Below are 16,700 nucleotides of genomic sequence, written 5' to 3' on the forward strand. Positions count from 1 at the left end.
TACAGTTTCAAACGGCTAGAAGATCATAAAAACGGATGGCAGTTATAAAGAAAGTGATATAATGTTCAAGTCACATGTTGTGATCTATTTTTATTATTTTTTATACAATACAAGCGTATAGTATTTTAACCATTTATTTTTTAAGGAGGCACATATTGAAGTTAGAAGGAATACAATCACATCTACTGATTTGTAATGGTAAAAGCTGCATGAGAGGTGGAGCGGATCATGTAACAAACGCGATTAGAACATGCATTGAAGTCGAAAAGTTGACCTCTACAGTGCACACCACTCGCACATTATGTAACGGCATGTGTAAAGAAGCCCCCGTTGTCATTCATTATCCAAGTGGACAGTGGTTTACACGGATGACGCCAGAAACCGGAAAGTCACTTGTCCACGCCTTGGCTGCTAATGAAATGTATATCCCCCACTTATCCCATACGTATGAGAATGACTGTTTTCGTCCTTATCATAAACCTAGATATAACGATTAGAAGAAACAACAAAAAGCAAATCAACTATACTAGTTGTAATACCATACAGGGGTATAGTATTCTACTAGTAAGCCACAAAGAATGAATCGAGGAGGACTTAATTTGGAACAAAACTCATTATTGGTTAAAGGCATGTCTTGCGCACATTGTGTGAAATCTATACAAGAAAGTGTAGGCGCACTTGAAGGAGTACAATCTGTTAACGTTTATTTACAAGATGAGAAAGTTGATGTTGAGTACAATGCTCAAAAGGTTTCATTGGTGAAAGTTAAAGAAGTAATAGAAGAACAAGGCTATGATGTTACTGGAGAATTAGAAAGCAGCTCATCAAGTTGCGGCTGCAATTAAATAACAAATTTTTTCGTTATTTAATTGCAGAATGAGACTGAGATTTCTACTAACATAAATACCCCTCTGAAGTATTTTCTCATAACTATTCTTACCAATGGAACGAACAGAACGATCTCCCTAAATTCTACTGGATGCCATCTAAATATTGAAAGAACACGAAAAACCTGATTCCACCTAAACGATGGAATCAGGTTTTTATAAATTTAGTAAAATTAAGCCCGAATTAACATACCTATTGAATGGTTTTTCTATGCTGCTAACTGTCTGCATTCCTCAGCGCATTTAAAACAGGCTTCTGCACAATGTTGACAATGATCATGATCATGCTTTTTACATTCGTTCCCGCATGCTTCGCATATTTGCGCACAAACTTCAGCCAGTTCTTTAGCAAATGGTGTTCCTCTTCCCAGTGCCTGCTCCAAGTAGCCACAGATGTCTGCGCATTCTCTGTCTAGCCGGATGCACTCTGCCATCATCGCCACATGATCCTCTTTCAGACACGAATCAAAACAATGATTACAGGCTTCCATACATTCATGCAAGGTTTCAATTAATGAACGGTACTGTTCATGAGCCATTTTTATTCCTCCTTAAAAGGTTCGGTGCTCGTTACTACTATTTCCTTTTAAAAGGTATTTAAACGTTTAGATCCTAGTGGTCACCGTGGCCATCGCCTGAAGCTGAAACAATCTCCATTCTTTCATCAATGATGCCTTGTACTGAAAACGCAATCGCGTCAGTACTTCCAAATACATAACCATGATTATATGGCCCTTCTGTTGGATCATCTTCAAATGTCGGCTTCATTTGCGCCAGGTACTCATAAACAGGATCTGTCATTTCTCCATCTTCAAGCCAAATCATAGGTGCATGTTTTCCTAAGTGAGCTAGGGGACTCCCCGGTATGGCTAACTCTGGAGTTGAAGTGGAAGAAAAGGTCAGACCATGTCCAGGTTCTGTAATTCCCCAGCCAAAGTTAGTATCATCATCATGATAAGAAGCAAACGCAATTGACAGCTCTACAGCATTTTCACCATCAATGCGGTTTACCTCACCAAAGGATTCAAGTTCTTCTTCGACCGAAGAAGAAACGACTTCCTCACTTCCCACAATATAAATAACAGCATGATCCCGCTTTTCCAAAGCTTCAACGGTTGCTTCAGGGATAGAACCTGAATCAACATACAAGAGAGGTTCATCCATATGGGAAATCCAATCCCCTGCAACCATTGTCATCAGCTTTGCATCTTCTTCTGAAGAACCGATAATAACAGAATCCGGAAGACTTCCTACAAGCTCTGCGTAATGGTCGTCGATAAGTGCAGCAAAGGAAGCCGGATCTTCAGCATCCAAATGTTCGGTCTGGTAGGATTCTAACTTATCCAGCTCATCATCAGCCATATCCCCCATTACCATCACTTCCGTCCCCTCCGAATTGCCTTTTGGTTGGAGGCGTTCGATTTCCTGTATAACCTCATCTGAAATTGTGCCATCATAGTAAAGAACAGGCCCATCGTTAGGGTGGTGTACCAATGTTAAGGAAGCTAATGAAACCTGCCAGTCGTCTAACGGTGCAAGAATAACTGTGCCTGGCTGATTTTCTTCATGAGTAGCTGGCCAAATGGTTTGAGATGCCATTACAGAAAAGATAACCGGGTCATCTTCACTAAGTCTCGTGACATTCTTCGTATTTTCAACCTGTAAGCCGAGCGTAGATTCCTCATTCATATTTTCCGGGGGAGAGGCATCGTGTGCACTTCCCCCATTTTCATCCTCAGAATCCATGTCGTGATCGCCATGTTCATCTTCCCCTTCACCATGACCCATATCGTCATGATCCATTTCCTCTTCCATGTGCTCGTCCATATCGTCATGATCCATGTCACCGTGATCATCATTTTGAGGAGCACAAGCTGCAACAAGTAATCCTGTAGTTACCATTAAAACACTGAGAGTATACCTTTTTTTCATGAGTAATCCTCCTAAAATTAACAACGCTACCTTTTTTAAATCCTGAATCTTATTAAAGACACCCTACCCACACACCAATTAGACCGCATCTACACCTTACCCTATAAATTTAAAGAAAGTATGAAGAACATCCATTTTGCCTTTTAATAAAGAAAAAGTTTCAGGTCGTTAACCTGAAACTCTAGATCTTCTTCTTTAAATAGATGGTAAAAGTTGTCCCTTCATTTACCCTACTTTTCACATCTATTGAACCTTTATGTTGTTCAATGATTTGTCTGGTTATCGGCAAACCAAGACCACTGCCTCCATTTTTTGAGTTTCTCGCTTTATCCACACGATAAAACCGATCCCAAATGGCCGACAGTTCTTCTGCACGAATACCTTCACCATTATCAGCAACCGTTACCTTCACTTCTTCTCCCATATCTTCTACAGTGATGGAAATCGTGCCTCCACTTGGAGTGTGCCTGATCGCATTCTCGATTAAATTAAGAAAGGCTCGCTCCATTTGATCAACATCGAGTTCTACATGTAACTGTTCCTTATAATGGTCTATCTTTAACGTCAATCCATTTTCTTTAATCGGTAATTCGATTTTACTCGTCACATCTGAAATAAACTCAGACAGAATTGTTTCCTGATAGGAAAAGGATTTATTATTTTCCTCAAGTTTCATCAAATGAAAGAGACCCTCTACCAGCCTTTCCATACGTTGTGCTTCCTTATAAATAATCAGCGATTGTTCTTTAACCTGACTATCCTTTGTCTCCTTTAAAATAGCTGAATAGGCTTTAATATAGGTTAGTGGTGTACGAAGATCATGGGATACATTGGACAGGAAAGACTGCTTTGTGTCCCGGTATTGTTTTAACTGAGAGGCCATAGAGGCAATATCTTCGATTAAGTAAGATAATTCATCTCGTTCTTTTCTCTTAAAGTGAATATCGAAATTTCCCTGGGCAATTTGCTTTGTTGTTTCCTGTAGCTTCACAAGTGGCGAAGTTATTTTTTTGGTGTAATAGATAACCATTGCACCTGAGAAGCAAAGAGCTGCAATGCTCATTAATGTAATCAGGGTGACCAGGCTGTTTTTTATCGTATCAAACTCCCCTGTATCTTGATCTAGAAATAAAAAGCCTGTAATCTCCCCATCTGAAGTTAATGGCTCAAAAGCCCAAATGTGAGGGATATGCTGCTCCATTGTTTCTACATGACCTGCATCCCCGTGGCTTGTATATCCCATATCATTTATCCATTGTTTATAAGTGTTTAGCTTCTCGCTGGACATGGAATTGGAGATGCTATATACGGATAAGTCTTCATTAAAAATAATAAAGGAATTCTCACTATTTCTTTGTTCCATTAAAATGATGTGTTCCAACGTTGAATCACTCGAATCAAACTCAAAAGCTTCTCTGTGTGCTTTAAGCCTCTCTGTCACTTCTCTCTCTAACTGATTTTGGTAAAAATCTTTAGAGATGAAGTAATAGGAGATCCCCATAATTACGATCATACCTGTCGTTGCAAGTAGCAATAATGACGCAAGCTTTGTTGAAAGCTTCATGAAAGATCACCGATATCAGCTGGCGTTCGATAACCAATTCCCCATACTGTTTCAATGACTTTATCCTCTAACCCTGCCGCTTTCAATTTCTCCCGAATGTTTTTAACGTGAGCGTCAACATTTCGATAATCTCTTTCATCAATATGATCCCATTCCAAATAGAGAAGTTGTTCTCTTGTATACACACGGCCAGGGTGCGTAAAAAGCCGTGCGAACAGGCGGTATTCCTTTCGTGTAAGTGGTACCTCTTGATTTTGATAAAGCACACACATATCAGCTTCATTTAAAACGAGGCCAGCTTTCTTGATCTCGTGTTTGTTCATTGCCAAACTAGACGTTCTTCTTAGTACTGAATGGATACGAGCTTTTAGCTCTAATGGTTCAAATGGTTTTACAATGTAATCATAAGCCCCCGAATTCAACCCTTTTACAACCTGTTCTGTTTCACCCAGTGCTGATAAAAGAATAACAGGTGTCTCATCATGTTTCGCTTGCAGCTTGTTCAAAACGTCGAATCCGCTCAACCCAGACATTAAGATATCTAATAAAACGAGATCATATGAAGAAAGGTTTAACATTTGAATAGCTTCCTCACCAGAAGAAGCCTTGTCTATTTCGAACTCATTTGATTGGAGACAAAATATAAGAAGCTCTTGCATTTTAACCTCGTCATCAACAATTAGGATTCTCTGCATGTTTCCACCTCTTTACCTCCGTAGTTACCATTCCACTTTTCTATTTTAACGCGAAAGTTTGAAGAAAGATTGAAGAAATCGGTGCCTGTCACTCCCCGGTATTTGTCGAATCGATAGGTCTTTCCATTCCACTCAATGAAGATGGGGCAACCCATGGTTTGTTTTAACACCTTCGGATAATGCTAGGTACCGTGAAATTCCGATCTAGCTATACAAAACAGACGAAATGGACCGTACATGGTAAGACATGTACAGTCCATTTTTTATCCTATATCATTTAGCTCAAAAATTAAGATCTATTTCCGCCAAAAAGTAGTACAGTTGGCCTTTTCTTTAATGTTAAACTCAATCATCTTCTCAAGCAGGGAATAATCAACGGGCGCCTTCCAAGGGATGCGGATCAGTTCCTTTGTGTAGTCATACCCAGCTTTCACAATTTCATCTTCTACATGAGTAATCGTCACACTTTCAGGGGCGACAGCTAAGTGCTTTTTCGATACACTAAAGCCAATAATAAATGTCCCGTGATCCGTAAACATCGGTTGCTTCCATTTTATTTCGGTTTCTAATTGTGGATAGTTATTTTTTATCCAAGAAAGTACCTCTTCCGTTCTTTCCCGATGGATGGGGTCATCAATTCCCGCCAAAAAATCTGGAAAATTTTCCATGTTGCTTCCTCCTAAACTTTCATATAGTTGGGTGGGGCCAGGCACAGCCGATTTTCATGTAGGCTCTGTTGCACCCCTATCCTGCTTTCGATTTAAAGTATTTAACAAATGACTCTACATTTCTTAAATTGACACCATAATCAATCAACGTTAATCGATAAGACGGTTTACTCTCTATCCACACTCTCGTTAATAAATCTGAAACAGTTTCAACCTTACATTCCAACTTTTCACCAAATGAATAGACCGACGTCTCTTTCTCCCCCCGAATCACGCCTTCCTCTTCATTTACAAATGTAAGTGTTGTTTCTTCAAGCATAGATAAAGCCTCTTCGCATAAAGAAAACGTATCTTCATAGGGCATACTCACTAGAATCTCCCTTCTCTGCTTCAGTCTGCCGTCTGCCTGTCTGAGGTTTTTATGCATGAGAATATTAAATGTACCAAGTGTAAGAGCCATAATAGCCCCAAAAGAAAGACCGGTTACAAGGGCAATTGGAACAGAGAAAAAGTAATAATACATTCCTGCCCCAAATGAAACAGACATGACCACAAACACGAGAGCCATTCTTATCATAAGATCCTCTCTCTTTCTACATTATCTTGCTCCGAATTTACCAATCGTACGATGGTCTGCCGCCTAGGATAGGTCAAAAAAGTTAAAAATCAAACTTTTTTTAGTTTCTTCATGAATGATGCAAAACAGGAAGTATAGGGCACAATTACTTCCACGTTTCGTCCAATTTATCGGAATAGAATTCTATTGCTTTTTTATAACTCAAAATCTCAGGATCTCTCGACGTATCGATTAAACATTTTAGTAATAGCTCCATAGCTTTACTATGCTCATTCAAGTTATATAGGGTCATTGAATAAAAAGTCTGCATGGCTCTATTTTCAGGAAATCGTTTAATCCCTTTTAAAAATGTACTTTCCGATTTTTTATATTCACCTAATGTCCGATATGTACTACCTAAACCTAGTAATGCCCCTTCCAAATCCGTTGGAGACAAACCAATCTCAATCGCCTTTTCGTAAAAAGGGACTGCGCTAGCTTCTTCTCCTAATAAGTCAAAACTCCAAGCACACTGATAATGAATAAAAGGGTCATCTGGATACTGATCTACCAATCTCATTATCAATTCGTTTGATTCTTTGTGATCTCCACTTTTCCTTAAATCAAGGGCTTTGTCTACTTGATTTTTCACTTATTTCATCCCCCATGCCTTTTTCTATCTTCCAATCCTCCCTGTTCGTTTACGTACACATCATGTCATTCATCCAGATGGACCTTTTATGGTCATACCGTACACGTTTGTCTAGCGTGCTGAAGTGGTGGATACTCCTTTGTCATTTTAACCATGTAGGTTATCCATTTTCATTTTTTTATATCTTCTCTCATTTAATATCCAGCTTAATAATCCAAATGTCAAACCAAATAAAAGGGACGGGATGATGTGTTCCGAAAATACAAACAGGTAATTTTGAAACATGTAGAATACATATCTAGTGATAAGAAACACAGTAGCCCCCAATAAGATTCCATATAAGAAGATATAGCCCCACATCCCCAGTTTCCTTGTTTCTTCCCATTTCTTCATTTGTTTTTCTTTGGCTTTGGCTCTGTTAAAGATAGTAACCTCTCCTTTTTTAAAAATCATGATTTCACTAACAGTGATGAATCTTTTTTTTAACCGACCTACGCAGAACTACATTCCATTTAAAGCTTTGAGCAAAGATATATTATTTTAAGCAAAAATGATATCTAGTTGAATTAGTATAAAAGTAAAAGCCCAAATGATTAAAGATCCTATACTTAGAGAGAGCATTGACCTTTCTATTGGAGTTAATGTTTTTCCTTCTTCTTTTCTTTTTTTAAGGTATCTGTGTAAATAAAAAGAAGATACCGCTATTCCAATAAACGCTAACCCTTGTAAAAAACTCAAAATTGTTAAAAGCATATTAAACACCCTATCTTTTAGTTTAGTTGATTTTATGAAAGAACCGGTGCCTGTCACTCCCCGGTTTTTGTCGAATCGATAGGTCTTTTCACTCCATTAGAAAGCTGACCTATGGTTTCAATATTGTTCGGGTAGTGCCAGGCACCAATGATAAAGATTAAAACTTCAAGTACCCTTATGTTTGTAAATGAGTCTTAAGGTTATTTGTGATATCAAAGATAATAATGATATTCACTATTGTGAGAACAATCACAGTGATTAGTGAAATACCCCCTAACGAGAAGGACCACAGAAAAGAGATTAATATATAAATGGTATAGACAATGAGAATGAGTATACCAAGTACTAACAAAGGCTTGATCTTCTTCAAGTACCCTACTATGGAAAGCATACTGGAGAGATGAACAAACCAGTTTTGCAATTGGAGGAGTAACAGATAAGAAAGCTAAATAGAGTGGTGTGTATGTTCTTTTACCCATAAAGGAATGCTAGGTCTCCTCCACAATTACCTTTTCCTAATTTTAACATACTCACTATCCCACTAGGGTGAGCACTGTGTCTTCACCGTAGAAAAATGATGATTTTCTGTAGAATAAACGGAGCTTTCTGTAGAATTAAACCCTTGTTAAGTAGAATTAATCCTCTTTTATGTAGAAAAAACTAATTACCTGTAGAATCTTTCCCGTCCACTCCCCCTTCACCCCATAATAAAAAACCGTACCAGCATCTCCATGCTGGTACGGTTTTCCTTATGAGGACGGCATGCCGTGAACCGACTTCACTTCAAGATACTCTTCAATACCGAAGTCGCCCCACTCCCGGCCAATTCCTGACTGCTTGTATCCGCCAAACGGGCCGTTGAAATCTGTGTCACCGTCATTCACTTTAATACGCCCTGCTCTTATTTTCGACGCCACATGGCGCAATGTCTCTGAGTCTTTTCCTACCACGTAGCCTGCAAGTCCATAAACCGTGTCATTGGCCATGCGGATCGCTTCGTCCAAGTCCTCATACGTAATGATCGTTGATACTGGACCGAAGATTTCCTCCTGGGCAATGACAGAATCATTGGAAACATCGGTGAAAACCGTCGGACGAGCATAGTATCCCGTTTCAAGTCCCTCTGGTTTCCCAGTTCCACCTACAAGGAGCTTCGCTTCTTTTTCACCTTTTTCAATATACGATTGCACCGTGTCCCACTGTTCTTTTGACACAAGAGGACCTGTTGCAATTCCTTCCTTACGAGGATCGCCTACAGGGAATGTCGGTAATAGATCCACGATCGCTTTTTCAAAGTCTTCTTTCATAGATTGTGGGATAAACACTCTCGTTCCAGCCGAACATACTTGTCCAGTGTTGGTCATGATATTGGAGAGGGCTGTTTTTACTGCCGTCTCAACGTCCGCATCGTCTAAAACAATCACAGGTGACTTGCCTCCAAGTTCCAGTGCCACTTTCTTGATCGTTTTTGCAGCATTCTTCATGATCGTCTCACCAACTTCACCGGAGCCGGTAAAGGAAACGAAGTCGATGTCTGGGTGAGAGCTAATACCGTTTCCGATCACGGAGCCAGAGCCATTTACCAAGTTGAATGCTCCTTTAGGAAGGCCCGCTTCATCAATAATTTCTGCCAAGATCATGGCTGCAAATGGGGTTTTTGAGGCCGGCTTTAACACAACCGGGCTTCCCGCAGCTATAGCACTGGCAATTTTCGTCGCCGTTTGGTTTGTAGGAAAGTTCCACGGCGTAATCAAGCCGCTCACGCCAATCGATTCTTTCATAAGCGTATGACCGCCACGATCCTCCGTGAACGAAAAGTCCTCAAGAGAGTCGATCGCCTGCTTGAAGTGACCAATGCCCATTTCATAGTGGATTTCCTCTGAAATGGAAAGCGGTGCTCCGAGCTCGTCGGTCATCACTTCGATTAGCTCTTCTTTTCTTGCTTCGTATCCATTGGCTATCTTTTCAAGCCATTCTATTCGCTGTTCTTTTGTTGATTGTGAAAAAGAAGGAAACACGCTACGTGCCGCCTTAACTGCTTTGTCCAAATCTTCCTCCGTGCCTGAGCTGATTGTGCCCATCACTTCCTCTGTTGCCGGGTTAATCACGTCAATTGTTTCAGAACCGGTCGACTCGACCCATTCACCGTTAATATAATGATTAAGCTGATTTCGCATGGGACATGTCTCCTTTTTAATGTTCTTATACAGCACGGCTATTCCCGACATGGAGAAATCTAAACAAAAAAGTGCCTGTCACTACCCAGTATTTGTCGAATGGATAGGACTTTCCACTCCACTCAAAAAAAAATGATTTTGACCCAAGATTTCGACACCATTCAAGGAGTGACAGGCACCGCGGCGATCAATAAAGCCTCTTAGAATAACTTTCATTGAGACGATCTTGAATCGAATCGACACTTGTATTTGGAAGATTCGCATGTTCAAATAGCATTTTGGATGCAGACGGTAATAATCCTTTCTCAGTCCAAGAGCCAGGATCCCAAAGTCCAGAACGAATAAAGGCTTTTGCACAATGAATGAAACACTCTTCAACCTCTACCCCAATACCCAAAAGGGGCTTCTTCCCTTTGATCGCCATCTTATTAAGTAAATCATCATCCGTTACGATTGACGCTTTTCCATTCACCCTTAAGGTCTCACCCAATCCTGGTATAAAAAAAAGAAGACCTATTCTCGAATTTGATAATAGATTTCTCATTGAATCTATTCTTTTATTCCCAGGCCTTTCAGGTATGATTAAATGCTTTTCATTTATCACTTGAACAAACCCTGCATGATCACCTCTTGGAGAAACATCACAAAATCCATACTTATCAGAAGTTGACATTACCAAAAATGGTGAATGAGAAATAAACTCCAGACAATTTCGGTCAAGATAAGAAATGACTTTCTTATTCACTAGCTTACTTGGAAAGCCGATCAATTGGCGTAATTGCTCTTCCGTTTCAATTTTGTTTTTAAAACAATAATCTTCAGTCATAAATCAGTCCACCTCTAGTCATTACGAGCTATATTACTTTTTAAACAGGAAAATTAATAAAGATTTAAAGAGAGACCATGAAAGAGCAACCTAGCTAGAAACTATGCTTTCGGGCGTTTACTTCTATTTTATTTTGTCTTCAAAAATGTCAACATTTAATGTCTTTAACACTTCAATAGCTTTTGTTATTGGTAATTTCAGTAGCCTAAACTCCTCTGATAGTATTTCTTGAATTTCCTCAAGTGATGATAGTACTTTAACTTTTGTTTCCCCACTTGAATAACGAATCCCAAACTTGTTATTTACTAAAGAAACGCTTCTTTGTTTTCCAGTCTGATAGAGCTGGCACCTTAAAATAGTCATAAACGGGGCTGTAGGTTTATAAGATCTCTCTATTACCTCATCAAAGTCACGAACGTTCGCTTCCATTCGAGAATGAAAGTGCCACGTCTTTCCGCTTTGTTTACCATTTATGTAACGAACATATTTATACCTTTTTCTCTGTGGCTCTTCCGGTAATATATATACTTTATCTGTACCAAAAGGAGAGATGTTTTCAAAATCACTCTCAAAACGTACTGGTTTAAAAAAGGGAGCGGTAGCACCACAATCCACATAGAAACGTTCTTCATCAATGTTCACTATGATCCCCATATGTTCTTTTCCAAGCATAACGTGATAACACTCAAAGCCTAACCCCTTTAGTAAAGTCATGAGGTTAGCGTTTAACGTGTAGCAAGTTCCCCCATAGTTATGTTCCTTAAAGTTTTGAACAAATAATTCAAGTGAAGGTAATTCAACATTACGATTATGATTACTAAAAGATAGAAGCTTGCTGATATTTTCAAAAGGAAACGTATTTAAATGAGCATGACAAATTTGTTCTAAATAACGATAAGATGGTTTTTCAGAGCGTAAATTAAGACAGTTCAAATAATTTGTTATAGAATCACTAATGTTAACCACGCCCTTCTATCTACTAAATTCCTTTTGCACATTCCATTTATCCACTAATTAGCCACAAGCAACAGTCCATTTATAATAAACAAACGTCATCTTTTTTCCGTTCATTAAAAACGTTTCATCACTTGTTTCGATATGTTTAAACCCGTTCTTTTCCAAGACTTTTTTTGAACCAATATTGGTCGTTGTTGTCTTCGCTAAGATCTGATTAACTTCTCGCTTGTTAAGGGTTTCTAGTAGCAGCTCCAATGCCCGATAAGCAATTCCTTTTCCCGTATAGGACTTTCCAACTCTATAACCGATATGAGCTGAATGATCAGACCTATCAATATCTACTAGGTTCATCCGCCCTAGAATTAAACCATCTTCATTTTTGATTAAATAATAATAGGATTGTCCTTTCGATTGTTCATCAAGTAAAGATTCGAGTCTAGTTTTAAAGGTTTCAACGTTGTAGTAGTCCTCTCCACGACTAGGGACCATCGTTTCAAAGTAATCTCTGTTGTCCCGTTCAAATTGATACAAGTCCTCAGCATCCGCTGCCTGTAATTCTTCCAATTTTATATTCATAAACATTCCCTCTATTTCTTATCTATTGATCCTGTTATTCTTCGTTATATTCCTCTTTAAGCATCGCCATCAGGATTTCATCAGAATATGTACCGTTCATATATAAGGATTTCCGTAACACGCCTTCTTTTTTAAATCCCGCTTTTTCATAGGCTTTAAGGCCTCGACGGTTATGAGAAAAAACTTCTAGCTCCAAGCGATTCAGATTCAGTTCTTCAAACGTAAATCTTTGTGCCAGCTTTGTTGCTTCAGTCCCATATCCCTTGTTTATCGTATTTTTCTTATGAAGGGATATTCTAAACCCGGCTTTCCTATTGTCTTGATCTACATCTACTATACAAAGATCACCGATGACCTCGTGATTATCCAACAAACAGATGGCAAAATCATAGCGTGTAGGATCTTCCCTAAACTGATTATACTTCTCTTTGATTTCATCCAATGTAAATGTCTTACGAGTTCCGGTCATATATAGAAATTCCTCATCTAGACACGACGCATAGATGTTTTCCATGTCTTCTTCTTTAACCGCTCTTAAATAAATTGAATTCCCCTTAATCATAACCGCTCTTCCCCTCTTATCCTTTAAATGCAAATTACACAAGAGCTCTCTTAACCAGAGATACCTTTGATCAAACGCTCCCATTTTTCTTCAATAATCTCTTGGTTTGATAAAAAACTAGTCTTCGTTTCACGCAATTCAAACCCCATTTTTATATAAATCTTCCTTGCTGCTTTTAGCTCACCATTCGTCCAAAGAATGATCCGGTTATATCCCTTTTCTTTGCTAAACGTGATGGCTTTTTCCACAAGCTTCTGTCCATATCCAGTCCCTTGAGCAACGGGTTCTACGAGGAACAAGCCCAACTGTGCAGTCGTATCATCATGTTTCTTAATACTGATAGAGCCACTTGGTTTTCCATTTACATCTAAAATAAAGATGTTCTCATGAGGGTCTCCCCTTTCAATAAATCCACCTATACTTTTCAATACGAAATCTCGAAATGATAAATCATACTTGAATTCTCTATGATACAACTCGTAGTGTGAGTTTATTATATAGTCTTTATCCTCCGCTCTATATGTACGTATCACTTCATCACCTTCCTACATCGGTGCCTGTCACTTCCCGGTATTTATCGAATCGATAGGTCTTTCCACTCTACTTAAGAGAAATGAATTTGCCCTATGGTTTCGACACCGTTCGGGGAGTGACAGGCACCGCAATACAATACTAGTTCGACGCTTCTTTAAGAGATTTGCCTATAGCCTTTTCAGTTTTCAAGAAGGAATGGATCTTCTTATTTACTTCATCAGGTTTATCCAGATTCGTTGCATGGTGGGCGCCCTTAATCATAGAAATCTCTGAATTTTTGATGAAGGCGTTTAACGTTTGTTGCTGTCTATGAATAAGCGTATCAAATTCGCCGTAAAGGATAAGAGTAGGACACTCAATGTGATGCAATTGATCTCCGCTTTCCATTCTAGTTACAGCACCCCAAATGCGAACCCAATTTCCGTAGGCCATCCTTGAAACGGTCTCCTTGATATATTTTTTATTTTCAGGATTGTATTTCGATAATGCTCTCGCTTGTAGATTTCCTAATAGGTTCATAGAAAAGAGACGGTTCATCACTCGATTCACAGGAACCATCATTTTTTCATACCAGTTATATTTGTTTGTAAACGGTGTCCCTAGCAAAATGAGGGAGGAGACTCTTTTTGGATAACGAACCGCAGTCTGTAGAGAAATATGCCCCCCCATAGAAAGGCCGCATAAAGACGCTTTTTCCAAACCTAAATGATCCATCAAGCCAATCACGTCATCACTAAAATCCGTTCCGTTCACAGGTCCATATGGAAGAGACGATTGGCCATGCCCTCTCACATCCCAAAGGATGACCCGGTAGTATTGTGAAAAATATTCCAATTGCTTTTCCCACTGTTTGTGGTCCCAAGAAGCTCCGTGGGTGAAGATCAATGGATCACCTTTTCCTCTTTCCTTATAGTAAATAAGTGTACCGTTCAAGTTCACCGTATGCATGATAGCCACCTTCTTATTTCAATACTCTCCATATTTTTACGTATAATGATTGAAATAAGTTTCATGTTTAGAACTCAATATTCAGTCTTAGCTTTATTATCACAACCCACAGCGTAAGGAAATGCCTACTAATATACTTGTTTTAGCTATAACTGCTTCACTGAGCAGTATCCCAATACTTCCTCATCACATCACGGGTCCAATCAGGCTGCTTTAGGCTACTTTTCGGCAAAAATTCTTCCATCACTGGTTTAATGTCAAGAATCGGTGTACCATCAATACAATCCAACCCCTTCACGATCATTGATCTTCCTTCAACCTCAAGAAGTTCAACAGTAGTTAGTCCAATCCGGTTTGGACGGTTTTTACCTCTTTGTGCGAAGATGCCAGTAAGAGGATAGTCTTTATTGTTTCTAGGATGCCGCGCACCTTGTATGATTTTATCTTCTTTGACTTTATGAAAATAGAAGACCACCTCTAAATGAGAAAATGAATCAATAGATGCTATTGCGGAATCTGGGAGTTCTTCAGCTAATGTAATTGTCGTGACAATGGCACCCCATTGATCATCCTCTACCTCTTTGCGCTGATTTGATGCATATGCGATTGGTTTCATTGTTATCTCCATAAAACTTCACCTTTCATGAAATAAGGATTGACTGCGAGAGTCTCAAACTTTTCACAGTAAAAATGAGTCATGGTAATAGAAAAAAAGCTCTCTACTAAGGAAGAGCTAAAAAGGAGGTGGTGTAAGAAAAATCATTGTTTGCAAGCACACATTCTCTTATCCCATGGTTTATCAATTAATTTATACAAACCCCTCTAATCAAAATCTCCATTTAAAAACGTCATATGCTCTTTCTCTTGCCGATAGTATTTCAATCGATCTTGTAACGATCCTGTATGAAATTCAAACTTATGACCATCCAAGTCAGTAAAATATATGGACAACTTGTCCCTTTCGTGCCTCTTACGGCCCTCTTGTATATTTACATTTAAGCGCTTTAATTTTTGATACATATCTTCAAAGTCTTTTTCTTCAATAGAAAAAGCAACATGGGTGTATGACTCTTTTATTTCTTGACGGGGAATGTCTTTTTCTTCATTGAGGGCAAGCCATATGCCATTTAAATCAAAGTAGGCCGTTCTTTTCCCTTTCACTAACAATGTTGCATCAAAGACCTCGTGATAAAATGTGATCGCTTCTTCTAAATTTGAAACTGAAAACAACAAATGATTCAAGCCTTTTATCATCACTTCTTCCCCCCTTAATCTAGAACGGTACATCGTTTAGCTTGATTGGCGTTTTCTCTCCCCGCTCCCAATCTCTTCGAGTGATTCCATAAACCAACGAGTCGCCGATGGTACCATCCTCATTTTCCCAAGAGTCTCTTAAATACCCTTCCTTTTGGAAGTTACATTTAGAAAAAACTTTTCTCATACCGTAATTATCGTGTCTCGTATAGGTTTCTATGCGAATTCTCTTCTCTGACCCTTTAAATACATAGTCTACGATCCAGCTTACACACTTTTTACCTATTCCTTTTCCTCGCACAGACTCACATAACCTTATGTCATAAAGCATTGGAATCGTATCAGAAATGTCTCCAATTATAATAATTCCAACTTTCTCTCCCTGCAAAAGTACCCAAAATGTTTCCCTGTCATCTTCATACCATTTCCCATGAAACCGTTTATGAATGTCTAATTTCGATGGCCGTGGATCTCCGTGAAAAGGCCAAGTGTTACTCGTATGTAATTCCACAAGGTCGTTTAAATCATCATCAAGTTTTCTAAACTCTATTTGCACCGTACATACTCCTCATTACCTGTTTACTATTTGATTCAGTTCATTGTGAGCAGCTGCTAACCATGGGTGGACTACCTTTAGTGATTCTTTTCTTTTCCATAAATAATCAATATAACAAAAAGCGGCGTGAGACAATGAGACATCTAGCTGTCTCGTAATGTCGTTTAGATATGGCGGAACACCTGGTTGATCCCACTCGATTTTATCCGCCACAAACAAAACAAGATCGAGTGTGCTTGGCTTTTTCCTGAGTGTTGTGTGACATTCAACCGCCTGCAAGATGGCCTCGTTTTCGATAGTAACAGCTCTCTAGCCATTACCTTTGAGAGTTTTTGATGTGCAATTAAGGGAAAAATCTTTTCTTCCTCTACCACCTCTAACCCCAGTTCTTCAGCCAAAACCGCTCGCTTTTGGTTGGGTATGATTACACTCACATCGTGCAAAAGACCTGACTTAAACTCCAAGTCAGGATCTACGTTGTACTCTATGGCAATCTCTTTCGCTTTTTGCGCAACATTTATCGAGTGTTCCAATGTTAGTGGAAAACCATGGTCGTAAAAAAACGTTTCTACATCTTTTTGTAATGATCCCGTTATTTTCATA

The 16,700-nt window shown here is 39.0% G+C and carries 20 protein-coding genes and 1 pseudogene; 2 read left to right on the forward strand and 19 right to left on the reverse strand.

The features are described from left to right. The first annotated feature begins 122 nt into the window (after positions 1-122). Both G476_RS21945 and copZ read left to right on the forward strand, forming a co-directional pair. Complete coding sequence (locus G476_RS21945) at positions 123-497, forward strand: (2Fe-2S) ferredoxin domain-containing protein (RefSeq protein ID WP_084405731.1); 375 nt, start codon at positions 123-125, stop codon at positions 495-497. Between the two features lie 102 nt (positions 498-599). Further along, positions 600-845, forward strand: a complete 246-nt coding sequence (gene copZ / locus G476_RS21950) for a copper chaperone CopZ (RefSeq protein WP_051314789.1) — start codon at positions 600-602, stop codon at positions 843-845. 251 nt (positions 846-1,096) lie between these two features. On the opposite strand, the gene G476_RS0112740 is transcribed toward copZ, so the two are convergent. From G476_RS0112740 to G476_RS21960, 19 genes and pseudogenes are all read right to left on the reverse strand, one after another. Beyond that, positions 1,097-1,426 carry a four-helix bundle copper-binding protein gene (locus tag G476_RS0112740; RefSeq protein WP_026690442.1) on the reverse strand — a complete coding sequence of 110 codons (330 nt, stop codon included), beginning with the start codon at positions 1,424-1,426 and terminating at the stop codon, positions 1,097-1,099. 73 nt (positions 1,427-1,499) lie between these two features. Next, positions 1,500-2,819, reverse strand: a complete 1,320-nt coding sequence (locus G476_RS0112745; RefSeq protein WP_026690443.1) for a hypothetical protein — start codon at positions 2,817-2,819, stop codon at positions 1,500-1,502. Positions 2,820-3,000: 181 nt separating this feature from the next. Further along, positions 3,001-4,383 (reverse strand): sensor histidine kinase, encoded by a 1,383-nt coding sequence (locus tag G476_RS0112750; RefSeq protein ID WP_026690444.1) that lies wholly within the window; start codon positions 4,381-4,383, stop codon positions 3,001-3,003. Further along, positions 4,380-5,078: a response regulator transcription factor gene (locus G476_RS0112755; RefSeq protein ID WP_026690445.1), complete on the reverse strand. Its 699-nt coding sequence runs from the start codon at positions 5,076-5,078 to the stop codon at positions 4,380-4,382. Before G476_RS0112755 ends, G476_RS0112750 begins: the two co-directional genes overlap by 4 nt. A gap of 296 nt (positions 5,079-5,374) precedes the next feature. Then, positions 5,375-5,746, reverse strand: a complete 372-nt coding sequence (locus tag G476_RS0112760; RefSeq protein ID WP_026690446.1) for an iron chaperone — start codon at positions 5,744-5,746, stop codon at positions 5,375-5,377. 76 nt (positions 5,747-5,822) lie between these two features. Beyond that, positions 5,823-6,323 (reverse strand): hypothetical protein, encoded by a 501-nt coding sequence (locus G476_RS0112765; RefSeq protein WP_026690447.1) that lies wholly within the window; start codon positions 6,321-6,323, stop codon positions 5,823-5,825. Between the two features lie 145 nt (positions 6,324-6,468). Further along, positions 6,469-6,954, reverse strand: coding sequence for a tetratricopeptide repeat protein (locus G476_RS0112770; protein ID WP_026690448.1), 486 nt, complete (start codon positions 6,952-6,954; stop codon positions 6,469-6,471). A 540-nt stretch (positions 6,955-7,494) separates the two neighbouring features. Next, complete coding sequence (locus G476_RS0112780; RefSeq protein WP_026690450.1) at positions 7,495-7,707, reverse strand: hypothetical protein; 213 nt, start codon at positions 7,705-7,707, stop codon at positions 7,495-7,497. Positions 7,708-8,456: 749 nt separating this feature from the next. Further along, complete coding sequence (locus G476_RS0112785) at positions 8,457-9,884, reverse strand: aldehyde dehydrogenase family protein (RefSeq protein ID WP_026690451.1); 1,428 nt, start codon at positions 9,882-9,884, stop codon at positions 8,457-8,459. 187 nt (positions 9,885-10,071) lie between these two features. Continuing rightward, on the reverse strand, positions 10,072-10,710 hold the full coding sequence (locus tag G476_RS0112790) for a pyridoxamine 5'-phosphate oxidase family protein (protein ID WP_026690452.1): 639 nt from the start codon (positions 10,708-10,710) through the stop codon (positions 10,072-10,074). Between the two features lie 123 nt (positions 10,711-10,833). Beyond that, a complete protein-coding gene (locus G476_RS0112795; RefSeq protein ID WP_026690453.1) occupies positions 10,834-11,676 on the reverse strand; it encodes an arylamine N-acetyltransferase in 843 nt (280 codons plus the stop codon). A 48-nt stretch (positions 11,677-11,724) separates the two neighbouring features. Next, positions 11,725-12,243, reverse strand: coding sequence for a GNAT family N-acetyltransferase (locus G476_RS0112800; protein WP_026690454.1), 519 nt, complete (start codon positions 12,241-12,243; stop codon positions 11,725-11,727). A gap of 34 nt (positions 12,244-12,277) precedes the next feature. After that, positions 12,278-12,805, reverse strand: coding sequence for a GNAT family N-acetyltransferase (locus tag G476_RS0112805; protein WP_026690455.1), 528 nt, complete (start codon positions 12,803-12,805; stop codon positions 12,278-12,280). A gap of 50 nt (positions 12,806-12,855) precedes the next feature. After that, a complete protein-coding gene (locus G476_RS21955; RefSeq protein WP_051314790.1) occupies positions 12,856-13,338 on the reverse strand; it encodes a GNAT family N-acetyltransferase in 483 nt (160 codons plus the stop codon). Positions 13,339-13,477: 139 nt separating this feature from the next. Beyond that, on the reverse strand, positions 13,478-14,287 hold the full coding sequence (locus tag G476_RS0112815) for an alpha/beta fold hydrolase (RefSeq protein ID WP_026690456.1): 810 nt from the start codon (positions 14,285-14,287) through the stop codon (positions 13,478-13,480). Between the two features lie 157 nt (positions 14,288-14,444). Further along, positions 14,445-14,915, reverse strand: a complete 471-nt coding sequence (locus G476_RS0112820) for an SAM-dependent methyltransferase (RefSeq protein ID WP_026690457.1) — start codon at positions 14,913-14,915, stop codon at positions 14,445-14,447. 194 nt (positions 14,916-15,109) lie between these two features. Next, positions 15,110-15,541 carry a metallothiol transferase FosB gene (fosB, locus tag G476_RS0112825; protein WP_425387221.1) on the reverse strand — a complete coding sequence of 144 codons (432 nt, stop codon included), beginning with the start codon at positions 15,539-15,541 and terminating at the stop codon, positions 15,110-15,112. A gap of 19 nt (positions 15,542-15,560) precedes the next feature. Further along, a complete protein-coding gene (locus G476_RS0112830; RefSeq protein ID WP_051314791.1) occupies positions 15,561-16,097 on the reverse strand; it encodes a GNAT family N-acetyltransferase in 537 nt (178 codons plus the stop codon). A gap of 15 nt (positions 16,098-16,112) precedes the next feature. After that, positions 16,113-16,699, reverse strand: a pseudogene (locus G476_RS21960) (HD domain-containing protein). Position 16,700: the final 1 nt, after the last annotated feature.

The sequence above is a fragment of the Alteribacter aurantiacus DSM 18675 genome, from assembly GCF_000429705.1.
Taxonomy (GTDB): domain Bacteria; phylum Bacillota; class Bacilli; order Bacillales; family Salisediminibacteriaceae; genus Alteribacter; species Alteribacter aurantiacus.